The 20,632-nt window shown below is 45.4% G+C and carries 23 protein-coding genes and 1 pseudogene; 16 read left to right on the top strand and 8 right to left on the bottom strand.

Annotated features, from left to right (window positions below):
- Positions 1–9: 9 nt before the first annotated feature.
- The gene (locus tag D0A34_03905; GenBank protein ID UNU18120.1) at positions 10–942 is read right to left on the bottom strand and encodes a LysR family transcriptional regulator; all 933 of its coding nucleotides are present in this window, start codon (positions 940–942) and stop codon (positions 10–12) included.
- A 260-nt stretch (positions 943–1,202) separates the two neighbouring features.
- On the opposite strand from D0A34_03905, the gene D0A34_03900 reads away from it, so the two are divergent.
- From D0A34_03900 to D0A34_03885, 4 genes are all read left to right on the top strand, one after another.
- A complete protein-coding gene (locus D0A34_03900) occupies positions 1,203–1,496 on the top strand; it encodes a hypothetical protein (protein ID UNU18119.1) in 294 nt (97 codons plus the stop codon).
- 119 nt (positions 1,497–1,615) lie between these two features.
- Positions 1,616–1,879: a hypothetical protein gene (locus D0A34_03895; GenBank protein UNU22160.1), complete on the top strand. Its 264-nt coding sequence runs from the start codon at positions 1,616–1,618 to the stop codon at positions 1,877–1,879.
- Between the two features lie 81 nt (positions 1,880–1,960).
- The gene (locus D0A34_03890; GenBank protein UNU18118.1) at positions 1,961–3,049 is read left to right on the top strand and encodes a tetratricopeptide repeat protein; all 1,089 of its coding nucleotides are present in this window, start codon (positions 1,961–1,963) and stop codon (positions 3,047–3,049) included.
- A 233-nt stretch (positions 3,050–3,282) separates the two neighbouring features.
- Complete coding sequence (locus D0A34_03885) at positions 3,283–3,792, top strand: N-acetyltransferase (GenBank protein ID UNU18117.1); 510 nt, start codon at positions 3,283–3,285, stop codon at positions 3,790–3,792.
- 234 nt (positions 3,793–4,026) lie between these two features.
- Here D0A34_03885 and D0A34_03880 read toward each other — a convergent pair whose 3' ends face one another.
- Complete coding sequence (locus D0A34_03880) at positions 4,027–5,604, bottom strand: adenylate/guanylate cyclase domain-containing protein (protein ID UNU18116.1); 1,578 nt, start codon at positions 5,602–5,604, stop codon at positions 4,027–4,029.
- Between the two features lie 88 nt (positions 5,605–5,692).
- Between D0A34_03880 and D0A34_03875 the strand changes: the two genes are divergently transcribed.
- The 10 genes from D0A34_03875 (at position 5,693) to D0A34_03830 (ending at position 13,419) form a co-directional block, all read left to right on the top strand.
- Positions 5,693–5,953, top strand: coding sequence for a hypothetical protein (locus D0A34_03875; protein ID UNU18115.1), 261 nt, complete (start codon positions 5,693–5,695; stop codon positions 5,951–5,953).
- A 270-nt stretch (positions 5,954–6,223) separates the two neighbouring features.
- The gene (locus tag D0A34_03870) at positions 6,224–7,054 is read left to right on the top strand and encodes a prepilin peptidase (protein ID UNU18114.1); all 831 of its coding nucleotides are present in this window, start codon (positions 6,224–6,226) and stop codon (positions 7,052–7,054) included.
- A 61-nt stretch (positions 7,055–7,115) separates the two neighbouring features.
- Positions 7,116–7,337, top strand: coding sequence for a hypothetical protein (locus tag D0A34_03865; GenBank protein ID UNU18113.1), 222 nt, complete (start codon positions 7,116–7,118; stop codon positions 7,335–7,337).
- A gap of 115 nt (positions 7,338–7,452) precedes the next feature.
- On the top strand, positions 7,453–8,403 hold the full coding sequence (gene accD, locus D0A34_03860) for an acetyl-CoA carboxylase, carboxyltransferase subunit beta (GenBank protein ID UNU18112.1): 951 nt from the start codon (positions 7,453–7,455) through the stop codon (positions 8,401–8,403).
- A 384-nt stretch (positions 8,404–8,787) separates the two neighbouring features.
- On the top strand, positions 8,788–8,979 hold the full coding sequence (locus tag D0A34_03855) for a translation initiation factor IF-2 (protein ID UNU18111.1): 192 nt from the start codon (positions 8,788–8,790) through the stop codon (positions 8,977–8,979).
- A gap of 145 nt (positions 8,980–9,124) precedes the next feature.
- Positions 9,125–9,613 (top strand): cytochrome c-550, encoded by a 489-nt coding sequence (locus tag D0A34_03850; GenBank protein ID UNU18110.1) that lies wholly within the window; start codon positions 9,125–9,127, stop codon positions 9,611–9,613.
- A gap of 147 nt (positions 9,614–9,760) precedes the next feature.
- A complete protein-coding gene (locus D0A34_03845) occupies positions 9,761–10,261 on the top strand; it encodes a photosystem II cytochrome PsbV2 (GenBank protein UNU18109.1) in 501 nt (166 codons plus the stop codon).
- A 125-nt stretch (positions 10,262–10,386) separates the two neighbouring features.
- A complete protein-coding gene (locus D0A34_03840; GenBank protein UNU18108.1) occupies positions 10,387–10,725 on the top strand; it encodes a cytochrome C6 in 339 nt (112 codons plus the stop codon).
- Between the two features lie 388 nt (positions 10,726–11,113).
- Positions 11,114–12,115 carry a CHAD domain-containing protein gene (locus D0A34_03835; GenBank protein ID UNU22159.1) on the top strand — a complete coding sequence of 334 codons (1,002 nt, stop codon included), beginning with the start codon at positions 11,114–11,116 and terminating at the stop codon, positions 12,113–12,115.
- Between the two features lie 221 nt (positions 12,116–12,336).
- Positions 12,337–13,419, top strand: coding sequence for a hypothetical protein (locus tag D0A34_03830; protein UNU18107.1), 1,083 nt, complete (start codon positions 12,337–12,339; stop codon positions 13,417–13,419).
- A 189-nt stretch (positions 13,420–13,608) separates the two neighbouring features.
- Here D0A34_03830 and D0A34_03825 read toward each other — a convergent pair whose 3' ends face one another.
- From D0A34_03825 to D0A34_03810, 4 genes are all read right to left on the bottom strand, one after another.
- Positions 13,609–14,106 carry a hypothetical protein gene (locus tag D0A34_03825; protein UNU18106.1) on the bottom strand — a complete coding sequence of 166 codons (498 nt, stop codon included), beginning with the start codon at positions 14,104–14,106 and terminating at the stop codon, positions 13,609–13,611.
- 169 nt (positions 14,107–14,275) lie between these two features.
- Positions 14,276–15,112: a cyanoexosortase A gene (gene crtA, locus D0A34_03820; protein UNU18105.1), complete on the bottom strand. Its 837-nt coding sequence runs from the start codon at positions 15,110–15,112 to the stop codon at positions 14,276–14,278.
- A 1,137-nt stretch (positions 15,113–16,249) separates the two neighbouring features.
- Positions 16,250–16,921: a PEP-CTERM sorting domain-containing protein gene (locus D0A34_03815; protein ID UNU18104.1), complete on the bottom strand. Its 672-nt coding sequence runs from the start codon at positions 16,919–16,921 to the stop codon at positions 16,250–16,252.
- A gap of 367 nt (positions 16,922–17,288) precedes the next feature.
- Complete coding sequence (locus tag D0A34_03810; GenBank protein UNU18103.1) at positions 17,289–17,489, bottom strand: hypothetical protein; 201 nt, start codon at positions 17,487–17,489, stop codon at positions 17,289–17,291.
- Positions 17,490–17,765: 276 nt separating this feature from the next.
- Between D0A34_03810 and D0A34_03805 the strand changes: the two genes are divergently transcribed.
- Together D0A34_03805 and D0A34_03800 are read left to right on the top strand one after the other, a co-directional pair.
- On the top strand, positions 17,766–17,978 hold the full coding sequence (locus tag D0A34_03805; GenBank protein UNU18102.1) for a hypothetical protein: 213 nt from the start codon (positions 17,766–17,768) through the stop codon (positions 17,976–17,978).
- A gap of 429 nt (positions 17,979–18,407) precedes the next feature.
- Positions 18,408–18,640: pseudogene (locus tag D0A34_03800) on the top strand (DUF255 domain-containing protein).
- Between the two features lie 8 nt (positions 18,641–18,648).
- On the opposite strand, the gene D0A34_03795 reads toward D0A34_03800, so the two are convergent.
- Together D0A34_03795 and D0A34_03790 are read right to left on the bottom strand one after the other, a co-directional pair.
- Positions 18,649–19,083 carry a hypothetical protein gene (locus D0A34_03795; protein ID UNU18101.1) on the bottom strand — a complete coding sequence of 145 codons (435 nt, stop codon included), beginning with the start codon at positions 19,081–19,083 and terminating at the stop codon, positions 18,649–18,651.
- Positions 19,047–20,621, bottom strand: a complete 1,575-nt coding sequence (locus D0A34_03790) for a hypothetical protein (GenBank protein UNU18100.1) — start codon at positions 20,619–20,621, stop codon at positions 19,047–19,049. The genes D0A34_03795 and D0A34_03790 overlap by 37 nt, the downstream gene beginning before the upstream one ends.
- Between the last annotated feature and the right edge of the window lie 11 nt (positions 20,622–20,632).

The following is a 20,632-nucleotide window of genomic DNA, read 5'->3' as shown; positions in this document are numbered from 1 at the left end:
ATTAACCACTTAAGAAGGATTAATCGGAAAATCGCCCTCACTATCAACCTCTGCGGCACTTTTAACTAAATCCAAGAAGGCAAACACGGCCGGAATCAACAACCCATCCCTCAAAACAGCCACCCCAATTACCCTTTCAAAATCGGCAGGCAAACTGCAAACTTTCACCGAAGTAGGTATCGGTTCCGCAGCCAAACGGGGAAGAATTGCTGTACCCAAACCTTGCATCACCATACTGACAATAGTTGAATCTTCGCTGAGTTCGTAAGCGATATTTAAGGGAAACCCCGAAGTTGTCAAATATTTTCGCAACGGTACAGAACAAGAATTTTCGGCCGGCTGCAAAATCAACGGATAAGCCGCTAATTCTTTCCAGGTAATCTTAGCGCTTGACAATTTGGCAGTTGGCGGCAGCAACACAACATATTTATCCCGCAAAATTTCTCTAGTTTCAAATTCATCGGAGATGGGAAGAGACACAAAGCCGATGTCTGCTTTGCCCGATCGCAAAGCCTCTTCCACAGCTTGGGTATAATAAACTTCGGTAATGCTAACTGTAATTTTGGGAAAGCAACTGCGAAATTTAGCAATAATACCCGGTAGGATATGAGTTGCGACACTCCGAAAAGTAACTATCCGTACCTGGCCTCCCTGCAAACCTTTTTCTAAATCCGCTTCTTTGACCATCATTTCTAAGGCGCAGGCTATTTGACGCCCGTAACTCACTACCCTTTCCCCCACTGGCGTCAGTTGAGCACCGTGTCGCCCCCGGTGGAACAATTGCACTCCCAATTCTGTTTCTAAAGAGGCGATGGCGTGGCTGACGGCGGATTGGGACAGTTCCAATTGCAAAGCCGCCTCGCTAAAGTTTTCACAGTCTGCTACAGCTATCAAAGCTTGAATCTGAGAGAGTTTCATCCGCCGCGTATTGATTTCGTTCATAGCGTTTGTGCCAGTAGTACCCAAATTGTCACAAGGGCTTCGATATATCGATTTTATTCATATAACCTATGCAAGCAATGCTTTGATTGTCACTTGCCGCAGAGTTAAGGTTAATTTATCAGGTAAAGATAGACTTTTACAGGACTTGCACGACAACAATATTGTGCTGTAATTGCGATAAAATTATTGCAATCAAAAGCTAGTTTTTGTAAATTTATTGGTGCAATTTTTGTAGGATAACTCACTTTAAGGTGTTGGCTATGTCTACTTACAAAAATCGGATATATCCCCAAATAAGGAGGTTTTTTTCGAGTAGCCAGAGAGCTAAACCATCCGAAAAACCGAAAGGGCAATCTCTCTTTTCAGCTATAAATCAAATTAGGCAGTTTTTGCTCTACCTCATTTCTGGTGAGGACGAACTGAGAATTTGGCAGGCGTGCGATCGCTATGGTAACACTTGGTGGCACAGTTGCGATCGGGCGACTGGTCGTTCTACCTGCGTGGCGACGGATGATGAAATGCGCGCTTGGAGCGATCGGCGTTATTGCCAATAGTAGTGTGTGGGTTGCGTGGAAATGAGGTGAAATACAGTTCTCGATTAGCAATTAGCAATTACCCATTACCAATTAGCAATTACCCCTTAGCAATTACCAATTACCCAGTAGGAGATGCTATGCTTCAAATATCTTCCGAATGTGCAGCGCCAGATCGCATTATTCTGATGGAAAACGAGGTATATAGATTGCCTCAAACTCATCGAGAAATTAAAGTTGTGTCAGGAATTGCTTGGATCACGCTTGACCAACAGGACATCATCTTGGAAAGCCCTGAAAAAGCATCGCTTCCACCCAGCAAAAACTTTGCTCTCATCTCCCCTCTCAATAATATGCCACTGATTATGGCCGTCTGGGAAGACAAAAACCCAGCCAGAACCTAGGGATTGAGAAAAAACTCGGCAGGAACACCCCAAAAAGCTCTATCTTAATAGTTATCACTTAGCTATTGGAGGACTCGATCGGTGCACAGCCGCTCTTATCACTTCAGCTATCTCGCAGCTATAAGTATTGTCTTATCGCCCGCACTCAGCTTGCTGGCAATTTCAGACGCTCTAGCTTATGCCCCAATGATCAATGCGAGGCGCACCCAAGCGAGCGATTCCCTACGGGATAGCTTCGCTTCACTCACTCAGGCAACAGACCCCAAAACGCAAGCAGACGAACTCTTTGAAACAGGAGTAAAACAGCACCGCGAGGGTTTGTTTCGAGAAGCAATCGAGACATTTGAGCAAGTTTTGGCAATTCGCAAGCAACTCGGCGACCAAGCCGGAATCGGAGAAACCCTCAACAATATGGGGGAAGTCTATGGCGAAATGGGTTCGCAGCCCAAAGCTTTGGAAGTTTTGCGGCAAGCTTTAGCCATTCACCGAGAAATCGGCGAAGGGTCTCGTATCGCGCGCACTCTCAATCTCATCGGTTTCGTCAACAGGGTTGCGGACAATTTTTCCGAAGCGATGAAACTGCACCAAGAAGCTTTGGAACTTGCCAAAACAGCCAACGACAAAATTGAAATAGCAGAGTCTTTTCACAACATTGCGGCCGTGTACGCAGAACAGGTCAATTACGCCAAGGCGATCGAATTTTACCAGCAAGCGCGCACGATTCGCACTGTTGAGGGTGATCGCCGCGATTTGGGCCGTACCCTCAATAACATGGGCGGCGTCTACTACAACATCGGCGACTTTAATAGAGCGATGGAATTTTACCACCAAGCTTTAGCAATTCGTCGGGAAATCGGAGACAGGGCTGGCGTCGGTCGCCTCCTCAACAACATGGCACTTACCTCTCGCAAACTCGGCAAAGATACTCAAGCGCTGATCTATTTTCAGCAAGCAATACCGATGTTAGAAGCAATCGGCGACAAGACAAGTATCGGACGCTTGCTCAACAACATGGGCGCAATTCATGAAAGTCTCGGTCAATCTGCTAAAGCTCTCGAATCCTACGAGGGAGCTTTAAAAATTGCTCGTGAGGGCGGTGACAAAGCCGGAGAAACTACAGCAATGGAGGGCATTAAGCGATTGTCTTCCGGTCAGCTTGTACCGCAATAATGACAGTTAAGCGGTTCCGCATCGGGCGTGAAGATTGGAAGCGATCGACTTGGGCGACGATTGGGCATTCATCTGCAAGTCGTTGTATAATTGGTTGCCAAAAATATATAACTCAAAAAGAGGAAAAAGGCTTCAGGGGCGCTAGAATTTGATTAATATCGGGGTCGAAAGATAGAAACACTTTCTGTAGTAATTCGTCTGCCATAGCGGCCGCACAACCATTAATGTAAGCTATGGATATCCGTACCGAAAATCCAGAAGATGTAGAAGCTGTTCGCAACATTAATATTGCGGCATTCGGGCGAGAAAATGAGGCTAACTTAGTCGAGAAATTGCGGGGAATTGCATCTACATTTTCCTTCGTTGCGGTACAATCCGATCGCGTTGTCGGACACATTTTCTTCAGTTTGGTTGCGGTTGAAGGAAAATGTTCTAGGAATTTGTCGATTCAGGGGTTGGCCCCAGTCGCCGTTCTACCCAACTATCAGCGGCAAGGTATAGGAACGCTGCTGATTCGGGAAGGTTTAAAAGAGTGCGCGCGATCGGGATTTCAGGCAGTGGTTGTGCTTGGTCATCCAGATTTCTATTCGCGTTTTGGGTTCATTCCTGCTAGTAGAAAGAGCTTAAAATGTGAATATGATGTGCCCGATGAGGCTTTTATGGTGTTGGAGTTAGAAAGTGGAGCCTTGCAGGATTGCAGCGGAACGGTGAAGTATCGATCGGAGTTTAGTCTATGCGAGTGATATTAATTCCGCCCTTCATGGGAATTATTCATCTCTCTGTGATCTCCCTCTGCGTTCTCTGCGGTTAAATCATTCCGATGCAACCGGAACTGATCTGACGAAGTGGCGGTTTTTATTGTGATGTATCGTAAAAAATAATAAAACTAACATTTAGTAGTCACACTGGAAAGCGGTTGTGCTGTACTTGCCTTTGTGAACCATAAAACCTGTACAACTATTGCCCAGCAAAGTTATTTAAACGCCCCCTTTTCCCTTCTCCCCTTTTGCACTGTGCAAAGCAAAAATCGGAGTTTGAGCAGATTTCCCCTTCAGAGCAACAGATCCCAAAGCCTCGCAAATGAAGTTTAGCTCGATCGACTCACACACCCTTTCACCAATCAAAATTTGGTTTTCCCCCGCCTTGCTCATCAACCGAGCCGCCGTATTCACCGTATCGCCGAGGATATTAAACTCCCTGCGCCCTCGCGGTTCCCCAACCTCAGCAGCAAACACCGGCCCCCGGGACAGCCCAATTTGACAGCTTACTTTTACTTCTTCACCCGCGATAATTACCAGAGGCAAACCTGCAATGATATCTCGGATCGCAATCGCCGCACTAGCCGCGCGGCTGGCGTCATCCGTGTGAGCGTCGGGCACGCCAAAATAAATCAGCATATCCGAACCGTCTAAGTGCGCCGTTACTTTTTGCAACACGCCCCCTTTAGCTGACACTACAGCATCGATCGACGCAAACACCCGAGAATAACCCACTACCAGATTAACTTCTTCCTGGGGCGAAGCTTTCTCCACAGACTCCGGTAAACCAATCAAGTTGACAAACATCACCGTCGGTTCAGGAAAATCCGGCGGGATTTTGCGTTGATCAGCATTTTCAACCAGCAGTCTCAGGATAGCTTTGGGAATATAACTAGCAAGGGGTTCAAGCCGCTTCACAGATTCCCCGATTTCGCTTACCAAGCCCGAAACGCTGCGATCGAGCAATACCGAACTCGGCATCCGTCGGCCAGTCAAAGTGATATCATACTCTCCGAGTTGATCGTCCGTGAAATCGTCCGCCACCAAAAAATAACCCTGTTTCCCGGGTTCAAAACGAAATTGCTCTCCCAAACACTCTCTAGCAGCTTCAGTCACACACACCCGCCCCACAGTTCCAGAACCCTCAGCTTGCTTGGCTTGCTGGACTGAATGCCCCAGCAGTACGTGGGCCATCCGCAGCGGCGTACCGATGTCAGCACTAATATAGCGGCCGCAGTGGATGCCCACCCGCATCCTCAAAGACAAAACACCCCGCGCCGTTTCAATACTCGCAAATTCAGCCATCGCCCGCTGCATCCGCAAACCCGCCCGCACAGCCCTAGCTGTATCCTCTTGATGAACCCCTGCCAGAAACTGCACCAGCATCGCATCTCCGGTAAACTCCAGCAAATCCCCGCCCGATTTGCTGACAATTTCAATCATCGAGGCAAAATAGTCGTTAATCACCCCCAGCAGCGTTTCAGCTCCCTTGCGCCCCTCGGCTGCATTCGCTTCCAACAGCGACGTAAACCCTGCCAAATCCGTGAACAGCAAGGTGCCTGTTTGCCACTGGTAGCGCACCTCGCCCGGGTTGGGCGGAGATTCGGACACCGGCCGGGGCACGTAGTCGTGGAGGATGTAGCGCAGAGTTCGCAGGTGATCAAAAACCCCCATTAGCGTTGCGGGGGACGGATCTACCCACGCAGCAGCGTAGAGTTGGGCGGAAAGGAGCGATCGCAGCCGCAGTTCGAGCGCAGCTAAGGGAGGATTGTAGGTTAATCTATTAATAATTTCCACCTAGTCTATTCTTAAAAAATAAGGTAAGTTTGATCGCTCTAGAGGCAACACCAATAGCTCGACTTAATACCATTATGATAAGTTTCCAGTGAACCCATACCAACCAAACCCAGAACCCACGATAGAAACTTCCGAAAGTCACAGTTTGCTAGCTCCCGATTTGATCCGAGCTGCTCGCTCGGCCTATGGTATGTATCTAAAAGTGCATTCCGAGCAGATGCAGCGTCCGGCGGGTGTAGTTGTCAGTCAAGGAAGCGATCGAGGCCAGGTAATTTTTGCTTCGCAGCCCGTTTTGTTGCCCGGTGAACGTTTTGTTACTTTTGATGAAATTGAATCTCAAATGTATTAATTGGTAATTGGGCATTGGGCATTGGGCATTGGGCATTGGGCATTGGGCATTGCGAATTGCGAGTGGGAAATTGACAACTAATATTTATGTTGGCTCGAAGGATTGTCAAAAAATAGGTTTGTAGTGAGGAATAAAGTCCTCAGAATTTGACTCTTTACTAAATTCCCTACTACAAACCTTATGGGTAATTGACCGAACACAATCTAACAATTAATAAATAACCCCAGTCAACAGACAACAGTCAACTTTCAACAGACAACAGACAAATTAATGGAAATTATCTTTAATTGCCTTGTCACGGCGATCGTCTTTATTGTCGGATCTGCTATTGGCAGTTTTCTAAATGTGGTAGTCTATCGGTTGCCTGCGGGTTTGTCGGTGATCCACCCTCCTTCTCGCTGTCCCAAATGTTTAAATCAGCTCAGAACTTACGAAAATATACCCGTTTTCGGTTGGCTGTGGCTGCGGGGACGCTGCAATCACTGCCGCAGTCGGATTTCGGCCCGCTATCCGCTGGTGGAAGCAGCTACGGGTTTGCTGTTTTTGTTAATCTTCTGGCGGTTTGGCGTAACAGTGCAAACTCTTGGTTTTTGGGCTTTGTTTAGCTGGCTGTTGGCTTTGTCTTTGATTGATTGCGATACAATGACTTTGCCTAATTCTTTAACTCGATCGGGTTTGGTGCTCGGATTGGTTTTCCAGGTGGCAAAAGGTTGGTGGCCGACTTTTAGTTTGATCGACTCGGTACACTATCTGGTACTCGATGGGATCGCGGGAGCAGTTGTCGGGTTGTGGCTGTTTGACGCGATTGGACTCGCCGGGACGATCGGACTGGGGCAGAATGCTATGGGGGCCGGAGATACCAAATTGGCCGCCTTGATGGGAGCTTGGCTGGGCTGGAAATACTTGCTGCTAGCGGGATTCATCGCCTGTTTAGCCGGGGCTTTTGCCGGTGGCGGGGCGATCGCGATCGGCTTGCTCGATCGGCGTCAACCGATGCCTTTCGGCCCGTTTCTGGCTCTCGGTGCAGCAATTACTGCTCTGTGGGGGGAAGCGATCTTATCTACTTACTTGCAGTTGTTTTTCCCGAATTTTAGTTTCTGATCGGCAGGTAGTCAGGCGCGATCGAACATAATATTGTCTCAAAAATTGGTAAAATTGTTCCGTGTCTTGGATTACACTTACAACTACTAGCTTTCGTTGGGAAGCGGAATTAATGCAGCAGCTCCTAGCTGCTCATGAAATCCCGGCCCGGATTGTAGACTTGGGCATAGCATCTTATTTGGGGGCTGGAAGTGCTACAGCCCTGCAAGTTCTTCCAGAACACCAGCGAACAGCATCGCTCCTCATCAGTCCAGTTGAAGATGAGCCCGAATCTGGTGATTAGTCATTAGTCATTAGTCATTAGTCACTGAACAACTAACAATTGACAACTAGCAACTAACAACTAACAATTACTAATTACCAATTACCAATTACCAATTACCAATTACCAACTTTTAATGTCTCTATTTGATTGGTTTGCAAATCGACGAAAATCAGTACCGAACTCCCAAGAACGGCCGGAACGAGAAATTGCGGACGGACTTTGGAATAAATGCGAAGCTTGCGGTGCCCTCAGTTATACCAAAGACCTGCGAGCAAATCAAATGGTTTGCTTGGAATGCGGGCATCATATCAGAGTTTACAGTGACGATCGCATCGAGCAGTTGATCGATCCCAATACCTGGGTACCCATTAACGAAGGACTGCACGCCACCGATCCCCTGAAATTTCGCGATCGAAAAAAATATAGCGATCGACTCCGAGAATTTCAAGAAAAAACAGGCCACCTAGACGCCGTAGAAACAGGCATCGGCAAACTAGAAAATTTGCCAGTCGCCCTCGGAGTCATGGAATTTCAGTTCATCGGCGGCAGCATGGGCTCAGTTGTCGGAGAAAAGCTAACTCGCCTCATCGAACACGCCACGCGGGAACGCTTGTCCGTGATCATTGTTTGCGCTTCCGGTGGTGCAAGAATGCAAGAAGGAATGCTCAGCTTGATGCAAATGGCTAAAATTTCCGGGGCTCTGGAACGCCACCGGGAAGCGAGACTGCTTTACATCCCGATTTTGACCCACCCGACCACCGGCGGCGTCACCGCCAGTTTTGCCATGCTGGGAGACATTATAATTGCAGAGCCAAAAGCTACTGTGGCCTTTACGGGCGGCCGGGTAATCGAGCAAACTCTGCGCGAAAAGCTCCCGGAAAATTATCAAACTTCCGAATACTCCTTCGCGCACGGTTTTGTAGACTTGATTGTACCCCGGACTCAATTAAAGAAAACTCTTGGTCAGCTCATCAGCCTCCACCAGCCCCAGCCTTTCTTGGCCGGCTCGGAATTCCCCGCCCTAGAAGCCAGCGATAACCAGGCTTTGCCCACGCAGACTCACGCTTTCAAACTTTCTCCCTAAGCTGCTGCGCCGGATGATGGTCTGTTGGTGAGTGCGGGGCACAGAGGGAAATTGCTGAGGAATTGCGAAAAACCCGGCTTCTACCAACAATATTGAGTTTGGTAACGAGACGTTCACGCAGACACCGGGTTTTGAGCCCCGCCCGCGCAAGTCCTATTGGTAATAACGACGCAGCAGTGGGATGATATTGATCGGAAGTTGATTGGCCCTGGAGTTTGGCTGGGCAAAAATGCCTAGTAGCAGTTAGCGGTTAGTTAGCTTGCGATAGATCAAACAAAATCTCAGAACAAACTAACAGAACAAGCTAACAGCGCTTTCTAAAATTGTCCGGCTTTCAGTTAATAGCCGTCAACTCAATTTTGACCTGTCAGCGACCTAAAAATTATGGGTTTTGCAGACCTGTCCATTGCAGAAATAGCAGAGGACTTCAACGTCCCTGTTGAAGACGTGATCCGCTTGTGCGATGAGTTGGAAATTGCCTACAAGCACCCTCAAACCCGTTTGGCTTTGGAGGATGTTAAGGCAATTATGTCCACTCTCGAAAAAAGGCGCGACTCAAAACTTCTTGCAGATTAGCTCGCCAAATTCCTCTACCTTTAAAGGTATAACTGCACAAACTTTCGCTAGTTTTTGCAGAATCAGGGAATTTTGAACACACATCTGTTTGCCAGGTACGATCTCTTAGCGTTCAATAATTTGCCGGATTTTTTTAAGGAGAACCATGCTTAAAAGATATTTCATTGCTCTGACCGCTGTATTCTTGAGCTTTCAGTTATTTGTCAGCAGTGCGATGGCTGTCGAACTGAGTCCTGAACTTCGCACTGTGACTTTGAATGACAAGGGTGCTCCGGTAGTGCTGAGCCTCAAACAAGTTCAGCAAGGCAAACGCCTGTTCAATTCGGCTTGCGCTCAATGTCACGCTGCAGGCATGACAAAAACTGACCCGAACGTGAATTTGAGCCCGGAAACTCTGGCTTTGGCCAACCCGCCCCGGAATAATATTGAGTCGCTGGTGGACTTTATGAAAAATCCCACCACTTATGACGGGTTTGAGGAAATTTCCGAAGTGCATCCGAGTATGAAGAGCGCGGATATTTTCGCTGAGATGAGAAATCTCTCGGATGACGATTTGTACGCCATTGCCGGTCATATTCTGTTGCAGCCGAAAATTGTCTCCAAGCAGTGGGCTGGTGGCAAAGGCGCTCGCTAATCGATTTTAGATTTTAGATTTTGGATTTTGGATTGGGAGAGGGCTAAGGTTCCGCAAAAATTGCTGGCTGGTCGTTTTTCGCTCTAAAATCTGAAATCTAAAATTTACCTCCTGCTCATTGATTATCGCAAAAGGTTGTAGTCCCTCATGCTGCGTCGTGGTGCTTTTGTCTGCTTTCTGTTGGGGATGTTAATTATTTTGCCGCTCGTGCTGTTGGCTCCTCAACCTGTTTTGGCTGCTGCCGATTCTTACGTGAATAGGTATTTACAAGCCAGCGAACCTGTGGCTCTGGAGTTGGACTCTGAGGGACATACTCGCTTGTTTTCGGCTCAGGATTTGTCTGCAGGCAAGGTATTGTTCGAGCAAAGTTGCCTTAATTGTCACGTCGGAGGAGCTAATTTGCCCGATCCGATGATATCTCTGTCTTTGGCTGACCTCAAAGGGGCAACGCCTCCCCGCAACAACATCAATAGTCTGGTGGCGTATCTGAGAGAACCGATGACTTATGACGGTACTGAGGAGACTTTTTGGTGCCGCCAAGTGCCGGAAAGCTGGATGCCACAGGCTGAGATTGAAAATTTAGCGGCTTTTGTGATCCGGGCTGCTCAGAAAGCTCCGGGCTGGGGCGTGGAGAATTTTGAGAGTTGAACTGCCACTGCCAAAAAGTGGTAAATTACTCGGAAGAAGGCGATACGAATGCGCGATCGCGCCTGTTTTAACAGGTAAAATATCTAAAGAATCACCCTTTGCGTGTCCATTAGAGGAGAACTGCGTTGAAAAGACTCTTATCGATCGCCCTATTAGCGTTCGCAATTTTTACCGTCGGCTTTGGCCGCCCTGCTTTGGCAGGAGATGCCGCTAACGGAGCTAAAATCTTTAGCTCGAACTGTGCTGCTTGTCACATCGGTGGCGGCAACGTGGTTATGGCCATGAAAACCTTGAAAAAGGAAGCTCTTGAGAAGTACGGTATGAATTCTCTCGAAGCTATTACCACTCAGGTAGCTAAGGGCAAAAATGCTATGCCTGCTTTCGGCGCCAAGTTGAAGCCCCAACAAATTGAGGATGTAGCAACCTACGTGCTCTCGCAATCTGAGAAAGACTGGAAAGGCTAAACTGCCTCTTTGAAGTCGGGCAACCTGGGCGGGTTTGATTTAATTTAAAACTTGTCCTCCCGATCGCACCCTCTCTCACCCTTTGGCGAATAAATATCGGTTTGCAGCGATCTTAACCTATTTGGGAAAGCGCGCCAGAAATCCGATTTTTATTAGCTCAAGGGCGAGGGAGGGTAATTTTATTTTAGATTGAAGATTGAAGATTTTAGATTGAAGATTTTAGATTGCTAAATGCTGACTTCGTATAAATTGTTAAGCACCTTATATGAAGATTTATGTATGGAAGCGGGTCATAAATAGGGGTGGTGTGCTAGGATATAAACCCTTTACTAGCAAAGCCTTGAAATCCAAATTAAAGTCGATCGGGGATCGGGAATCTACACCTGCCATGAACGTAAAAACATCAGCAAAAGTTAAGACTCTCGGAGACGCTGCATCTGGGGCGATTGAGAAATATTTCCGCAAAAGTGTAGCGCACGAGGCTGAAGTTATCAAAGACAAAGACGCGGAAGAACTTCATCAAATGCGCGTGGGATTGAGACGTTTGCGATCAGCTGTGACTGGTTTTGCTCCGGTTTTAGACTTGCCAAAAGAGGCTTCTGAAGGCAAAATTGGTAAGGTGGGGCGGGTTCTGGGAACGCTCAGGGATTTGGATGTGATGCTCGAAAGTCTCCAAAACCGCTATTACCCGAATTTGCCGGCTGACGAACAGGAAGTTTTGGATAAGGCTTTGTTGAATTTGCTCAAACAGCGCCACCGAGCTTTGAAAGGGGTGAGGGCGATTTTAGAGCACAAAAGCTACGAATCGCTGAAGCAGTCGATCGAGGATTGGCTGGAAAAACCGAAGTTTCAGGCGATCGAACATTTGCCAATTACTGAGGTTTTGCCAGATTTACTGTTACCTCAAGTCAGTGAGTTTTTCCTGCATCCGGCTTGGCTGTTGGGCACAGAATATGAGGATGGCCAAGTTAAAGTTGCTGATGATTTGAATGCTGAGGCTGTCGAAGAGAAGTTAGCAGCCGAGGGAACTATTCTGCACGATTTGCGGAAGCAAGCTAAGCGAGTTCGCTATTTGATGAATCTGTTTGGGGATTTTTACAGCGAGACTTACGAAGTTTATGTCGAAGATGTGAAAGCTATTCAGGAATGTTTGGGCGATATTCAAGACAGTGAAGTTTTAGGCGAGTTTCTGACAGATTTTGTCGCTCGCGATCGGAAAAAAGAGTTGCCGAAGTTGGCTGGTTTGTTGGCAGAAAATCGCTATGCAGCTTGGCAAAAATGGCAGATTTTGCAGCGCAGGTATTTGAGTTCGGAAATTCGGCAAGGTTTTCGATCTGCTTTAATTCATCCTGTGGTTGAAGATGCTGCCAGGGAAGATTCCTCGCAGTAATTAATTTTAGTGGGTTTGCAGTTAAACTTGGGCGCAACTGCAAGCAACAGAGAAGTAGCTCGTTCTAATTAAAACGTTAAGACGCTCTAAATTAGCGTCTCGCTACCTCCTGCCCTTAAAATTTTGATTGCCTAGGTTAAAATTATTTGCGACAGGGAGAGTCCCCCGCCTGTCAAGATTTTAGTTGAAAGTAAACAAAAACTTTATTCACAAAAAATAAAATGAGTAGCCAAGTTAACAAACCTCTGGAAATATGGATCAATGAATATTTACTACTTCCTGGTGTACGCCCAGCCCCACTGCTAATGCACCTCAGCCCGCCGGACACTCATCCAGAGTTACAGTTTTGGAATTTGCTCAGGGATAAATTGCCGGATCTAGTCAAAATTCACCGATTTACCAACTTGGCAGACGCAGGCAAGATTGTGGTAACTCCAAATTATATTTCAAGTTATTATGGCCTTAAGAAGGAACGTCAATTACATAAATTTCGGCGCCAAGTATTAGGCTCAAAACGGACCCTCGTCACCTTTTTAAACTGTTTGGAGTGCCAGCCTTATCAAGGAGAAATATTGTTTGCATCGGCAACTTACCGTGATAAAAAAGAAAAATCAATACCCGCTCCCCCATGGATTTATGACCTGGGAGAGAAGGTAAATATACCAAAACCATCAATTCCTACTGTCGGTTTTGTGGGAAATGTTGAATATCCATCCCGACTAAATTCGCTGATATTACGTTATATTAAATTTTCTGATTCTATGGTTAACTGGATGGCATGCAACCTTTTTCTTAATCGTAATTTGAATTTGGGATTGCGAAGGTTGATTGCACGATTAGTCAGAAAAAAAATAATTAATGAAGTGCGAAAAGCGGAAAATCTACAAACATCTTTGATTGAGAGAAAGGGAGATTTTTTTAGTCTTCCATTGGCAGAAAGAAACCGCCAAAGAGCCGAGTATATCGAAAATATCGAGAAGAATGCTTATATCTTGGCGATGAGGGGAGACGATAATGGCTGTTACCATCTCGGGGAGGTGATGTCAGCAGGGAGAATTCCGGTTTTCATTGATACCAATAAATCGTTACCGGAGTTGAGAGGGATGAAATGGGAAGATTTTTGCGTTATCGTTCCTTTTTCGGAAGTGCATCGGATTGGAGATTATGTCCAAGCTTTTCACGATCAACTTTCGGATGACGATTTTGCTGAGGTCTGCCGGAAATCTCGCGCTGCTTTTGATCAGCTACTCCCTCACAATTTTGTTGTCAGGATTTTGGAAATAATTGCCAAAAGTACCAACTAATGAGATAGAAAAATGGCGAGAGAATGGTGGCTAAGAATATAGGAGTTAATTTAAATATCGGAGAAAAATACAGCAGTTATTAATCATTTGTCCGATTTCTCTCCGCCCTAATTGTTAGAGTTTGCTAGTTATTTGTATTAGCGGTAGTTGATTAGAAGAAAAAGCGCTCGCTTTTTTCTTAATAGAAAATCACGACTGCAACCACTTCATAAACTTATTCGTCGCACTACCAATAGACTCTCCGACTTGTTTCTTCAACCGCCACCGCTGAAACGCTTTTTCGTAATCTTCCCCTTCAGTTTGATAAACATTCCAAGCATTCAGCGACAATCCCAATCCCCAAGTTAGTAAAATGAAAAGCGACCAAGAAAGCTCGTGCGATGCTGCTAGATTAAACAAAACTAAAAAAGTATTGATAATGCCGTACTTGGTCACATTTTTATGGAGTGTGCGGCGACGGTAAGAGTTAAAAACCAGCTTTTCTTGAAATTCTCCTCTAGTTGCTAACCATTGCTGTTCCGCCGCTACAATATCCTGTTCGGAAATGCCCAATTCCGCTGCAATCTCGAAAAGCTGGACTCTGGATAATTCCCCTTCATCCTGTCGCCGCGCGATCGCAAGCTGTAAAATACCCTGAGCATCCTCTGAACCGTAAATGTGATTTATTTGACTTTCATTTGTGGCCATAACAGGTTTCCTATAATTCCTGACATCCTTTCTATGATAGATATAGACGCAGTTAAACGACAGGTAGTGACATTGGCGGATTTCAACACCCGGACATTTGAGTGAGCGAGACTCCTGACTATGGGAGGGGAAATCGAAGAACCGATATATTTCCTCAAATTTCCATTAATTAATTTCCCGAACTGTGACTAAGTTTGCTATCTCGTTTCAACATAAATTGATAAAATATCCCAAACAAAATCACCGCAATCATTCCCACGACTAAAGAACCTTCACCCTCATGCCAATATTTAAACAAATCTAGGCGATTAGATGCAACTAACAATGCCATTCCCGCCACTCGAAAAACATTAATAATAAAACCACAAATGACAGCGACACCTATTACCAAAGCCTTATTTTGTTTAGTAGGAAACATTACCAAACAAACTACAGCTAAACCTAATAAGTAATTCATTGCCTCTATACCCGAACAACCCCCATTTACCAACACCCTTCCTGTCGGCAAAGCAACATAATTACCGTCACGTGTTACATCAAAACCGACATACCACAAAGAATAATAAGCAAATTTAGCAGTAAGCGAGGTAATAAAATCCACTAAAGGTAACGTAATGACACTGGGGGTGCCATGAAAAAATAGTATTACCAATTCACGCCAATAGAGTTTTAAGTTCTGAAAACCTACCGCAAGTAGGCTCAAACCTAAACCAGACAAAAAAGGTGCAAGTCTTAAAAAAGGATCGAATTTACTCGAAACCACAGCACTTTTAAATAAAATAAAAGCTATTAATAGCGTCCCTGCTACTCTCGATAATAGGTCACTTTTTATCTCACTCTGTTTGAGAATATCCTGGTTGTCCCAAAGCAGGGAACCCACAGCGAACCAAAAAACTATACTCATCCAAAAATGAGCAATATCGTCCAGTTTCCAAAGGAGTGTCATATTCAGAGTTACTAAAGCTGTGGCGATAATGATGAGCCAAAAAAGTTTTCTCTTGAACATTTTAGATATTAGTTATGAGTTGATTGATGAGAGCCATACTTCGGACAGTTTTTGATTGTCAACCGTAGAATAAGGGTTTCCAGTCGATGCGGCAATCACAGTACCAACGAAAAATCCAGGGTTTCAGACTACGAACTAAAAACAGTCCAGACTATTGTTAGATCATATCATAAAAATAGTAGGGGATGTGGACAACTCATTAGCTTGAAACCCTGCTACGCAAAGGACTCGGAGGATTTTAATGGTCGTAAATCTTTGAGAGGAGGTTAGTAAACACTCTGGAATTTGATGGGTGGTGAAACTCAGATGCAACGCATAGCTCAGCATTAGGACACCTAGTAAAAAGACTACTACTCGAAATGATTGGTTGGGTGCCTAGCACTTGCTTACTCAGCCGCTGTAAGCAAAGACTAAAAATGGAGTGAATCAACAATAATTAAAAATAAGTAGCCTTAATGAGGCTTGGATTTCTTGAGAGTAGACGCAATTGGCACCGCGCACGGTGTGACACTGAGGTTCGAGTAAATACGGCTGAGCGAGTTAGAGTTCGAGCAATGAATGGTGATTATCTCCTTTTAAAGAATCTCAGTGTCTTTAGAGAAATTATTAAGAAGCAGCCTTACGGTAGTTCTTAAATGCCCTGTGTAGGGGCGATTTGACGGGAGCATCTCAATGAAAGTAGCCAAGCTAGAAATTGGAGTAGGGAGCCAGGAGCTAAGAGGAAAGAGGAAGAAGGAAGGAGCCAGAAAAAGTGTTTTTACAAATATGAGATGCTTCCGACTTGACATTCAGTACAACTACTCTGCGGTGCTGTAATTACGCCATCCATCGAGCGATGATTGGCCCTTTAACTGGGCCGCATCAATTCGGATTAGTCCGTTGCGGAGATTGCTAGCCCTCTAAGATGTTTCAATGCCTAGTTGATACACTTGATTCCCTGGACTCAATTAGAGATCTTAATAACAGCCGTAGCGCTGCAAATGTGTTTGAGATCGGCTTTCAAATCCGGGGTTTTCACGGGGGCGCGCTATTAGATAATAAGAAACCTGGTTTCTTGGTGAAACCAGGTTTTTATTTCTATCATCAAATAATCAGTGTGGCATCAAGCCAGGATCGAAAACCAGTTCAAATGATAGCCTATTCAGCTTTTTGAGCCCGAGCGCGTTGCTTTTTGAACATAGTACCAAACCCAACAGCGGCTCCAGCAGCAAGCATTGTTAAAGGTTCAGGAGTAGCTTCAGTGTTGGCAGCACTGATGGTGCTGATGTAAGAATCGCTTGCACCCTTGGGTAAGGCTTGAACGTGCAAACCTAATTTTAAGGCACCGGTATTCAAAGCGGAAACTACGTTAGCATAATTTCCAGTAAAGCTCAATCCCAAAGTTTCGCCACCTTGGATACCCCATTTATTACCACCAGCATTGTCACTCCAGAAGGAATAGTCTGTGGTGAAACCATTACCACCTTGAGGTAGCTGAGCGTCGCTAGCACCACCACTAAAGGCTACCGTACCAATATTACCAACGTTAGCCACGGCATTAGACAGATAGCCATTATCATCAAAGAGAACTTGACTGATAAACATCTCAGAGGCGGCATTATTTCCCGAGTTGGAGATGTTAAAAAGAACTGATGCACCCTGGTCAATTACGTCAAATGTAAAGCTGTTTTGATAAGCATCTCCAGGCGTATCGCCACCAACGATATTACCAAAGCTGAAGGCAGAGGCAGGTGCTGCGGATACTGCACTAACAGCGGCGACACCGGCAACAGCTAAAATAGATTTGACTAAGTTTAATTGGAATTTCATGGTTGACACCGTTATTTTTAAGTTTGCTGGAAGCAGGTTTTTTTCCTTCACATATTCAATCTAAACCCAAGCACAGGTTAATGCAAGTGGTTTTGATAAAGATTCGATGAAGATTCAGAATACGCTTATTGAATTTAGCCAAAGTGCCTAAATTCATGACTTCTAGCTAGCTATTTGCTATGGCTTACATAACAAAATAGGGGTGCTGCCATCCGGATTTTAGTCCTGACTTTTCTATCTTTCAAAAAGCTATAACTCAGATTCCTAAACTGGGGTGCGACACAGCATAATTACTGATAAAACTATTTTAAAGCTCTAAATTATGCTTTTAAAAATTTTGTTATCCGTTAATGTACGGTATCAAAGTTTAAGTGAGAGCTTGATTGCTGGCTAAAAATAGGTAAAAACCGATGGTGACAGTTGAAGCTGCCGAATGTGGGCTATAACTCAGGACAAAATCTGGGCTCATATTGGGTGCGTCGATTCTCGCTTTCCGATTCAGCAACCAGCGCCATTTAGACTTATATGTTGCACCATTACCAAGAACCGGCTCTGGGGCCCGTTCCACAAAGAATGAGTTTTCTTGTGGGCAGTAGGGGGTGGGCAGGAGAGCCCGCCCAAAACAGGCTTATCGGTCATGGTGCAACATCTCAGTTTAGAGACCGATGGTTTCGGTGGTCGTTATTATCTGTGACACCGGAACTTTGACCGACTAAAAGGACGACTCGACTTTCTGGGACATTGTTTTCGGAACGCCTCTGCGGTAGAAGCGGCGCTGGTAGTTACCTAAAAATGTCGGCGTTGCACAATTTGAGGATGATTCTTGTGGGGTGTCCCGCCTGCGGTGAAAATACACGCCTTCGGGCTAGGAGAGCCCATCCCACAAAAAAACCAAAATCATTCGGCAATTAGGCAACGCCAAAATGTCGGGACTAACAATTCTATTTCTGGGTCTGCTTGCGCTAAAAATTTGTTAATATTATTTTTTGGAAAAAAGTCAATTCCTATATTTGACGGTGACAAGCAAGTTGAAAGACTTGACGCAGTAAGGGTTTGAGCTGCTTGTCTTCAAAAAAATGTGTGCGTGCGATCGCTAATTTTTAGACTTTCTGCAGGGTCTAATCACGATTGTTCGGGTTCGCTACCATCAAAATGGTCAATAAACTTGTGATAATTACTACTCTCTTGAGGGAGGTTCAAGAGCCTAAACTCTCTAAATGTCAAGGTTTCAGCGGCTTTCTCACTCCGTCAATTCCCAGATGCAGTTTGGCACTGTTTGAGGACAGCAGGAGGAACCGTCGCAGTCAGCAAAAATTTTCCCAGCCGTTGATTGAAGATTCTCCGAGACGATCGACTCATTTGACATCTAAATTATCAGCGATCGTATGAAAACAGGATGATCAGCAGCAACTCAGCTAAAACATCTCGCGCTAAACTGCTAGAGAACTGACAGGCTTACCCAGCAAAAGTTCAAGTGGATTTGATTATGGTCAACCGTCTTGCTCAATCCCAAAGCCTTTTTCTGCGAAAACACCCTGAAACTCCGATCGGCTGGTGGGCCTGGTGCGACGAAGCCTGATCAAGGGCCTGGAGGGAAAATAAACCGATTTTTCTGTCAATTACTCTAGCTGCCACTGGTGTAGGGTGATGGAAGGTGAAGCATTTTGCGATCATCGCGCGATCGTCCAATACATGAATTCGCACTTTATACCCATAAAAAGCGCTTTTCACTGTCCCACCGATTTCTTCAACCGCCCCCGCCCACACGCTTGTTCGTACTCTTCCCCTTCACTTTGATAAACATTCCAAGCATTCAGCGACAATCCCAATCCCCAGATTAGTAAAATCAACAGCGACCAATCAAGCTCGTGCACTGCTGCTATAGCAATCGTAAATAAGTCGTAAATTTTTACCTCACCCCAACCCTCCCCGAACTCGCTCTGAGAAAGTAAGAAATTCACAAATGATGCGAGGATTGTTATAACAGGTTTCCGATAATTCGTGACATCCTTTATATGAAAGATATAAGCGCAGTTAAACGGCAGGTAGTGGCATTGGCGGATTTCAACATCTAGAAAATGAGGATGCGATCGCACTTCCGACAGTCGCCAAGACTGTAGGTAGTTCACCCCAAAGTATACATCCAGCCATCCCTCGCGCAAATCCTCACAATTCCGTCCCAAACTACAGGCGTCGCCTCAAAGGACAAACCCGGCTTAAATCTCCCCGATTCTATTACTTTCAAACGGTAAAACTCGCCTTTAGCATTTCTCAAAGCATTCTCATCCCCAGACTTCGCTCGTTCCCAATTCAAATTGAACAAATAGACACCGTTGTATCCGGCACTGATCAGTTTATTACCATCGGTAAAAATCGGAGTCGAAATTGAAGAACCAATCGCTTTTTTAAACACTATTACAGGAGTATCGTAAGACTGATTTCGCCAAGGGACAGCAATTTTTTTACCTGTAATCATATCTTGGGAACCGATGTACAAATTGCCGTCGATCGCATTTGTGGCAAACAGCGCCGGAAACTCCCCTGAATTGTACTCATCATTCAACGCCACCGAGCCAATTATCCCGCCTTCCCAGCTAGAAAGTCGGCGATTTCCGGTAGGCAAAAACCATTCGACGCTGGCATTCGGTTCCTTGTTGGGATTCAGCTTCAGCACTCCGCCGTTGCCCTGAATGTATTGTTTTTCAAGGGCACAAAACAGTTTTCCTGATTTAGAAATTACAGCACTTCCATCCAAATCTGAGCCCGTATAGAAATCCCAAACTATCTTTTTAGTTTCAATGCTAATACCGTAAATATGACCGGAACCAGCAGCTATAAATATTCTATCTTTGAGCCGGGACGGCGATGATTCCGCGACCAGGTTTCCCCTGTGCTTGCTGATATCTCCTGCTGCATAAAGCTGTACTTCCGACAAGATATTTGGCTGCTTGATTCCTTGTTTAATTTTGGCTTGGCTTGTGGAACTATCGAGAAAATAGCCGATCCCATTTTCCCCCGCATTGAACAAAACGCCACCGCCGAGATCCAAAGCGCTGCTGTCATTATCGCGGCTGTAGCTGGGCGTTCTCCTGATGTCCAATTTCCAAAGTTCCTTGCCAGTTCTAAAAGATATTGCCCTAAAACTCGGCACTACTTTTTTGCCAGCCCCGCCACTGCGGCTGCCTTGCAAAACCACAATTCTGTTTTCAGCACTCGCTTTTTCATCGATATAAATCGTTGATGATCCTTTGATCATATCATCAAATTTATAGCGCCAAACTTCTTTATTGGTAGCAATATCTATTTTTCGCAAATTGTGGTCATAAGCACCTATAATTAAATAAGTTTTTCCCCCGTCTCTGGTAATTGTCGGCTGTCCAGTCCAGCCGGCACCGCTCCAAACTACAGACCGCCTTCCCAAAAAAGTCCTGCCACTGCCGAGTTGAAATTTGTCGATTAACTTCAAGCTTTTCGGAACACCTCGACCGTAGAAGCGGCGCTTGTCGTTACCTAAAAAGGTCGGGACTAATAATTCTATTTCTGGGTCTGCTTTCGCCAGAAAATTGTTAAGATTCGTTTCTAATAAAGCTTGGTCCGAATATTCAGTTTGGTACAGTTGGGAAACAGTAGGAGGAACTGCCGCGCTCAGCAAAAATTGTCCGAGCCGTTGATTGAAGGTTCTCCGAGATGATAAACTCATGTTAGATCGAG

Source organism: Microcoleus vaginatus PCC 9802 (genome assembly GCA_022701275.1).
GTDB lineage: Bacteria > Cyanobacteriota > Cyanobacteriia > Cyanobacteriales > Microcoleaceae > Microcoleus > Microcoleus vaginatus_A.
Note: the sequence above shows the minus strand (reverse complement) of the source record. Positions and strands in the feature narration are given on the sequence as shown.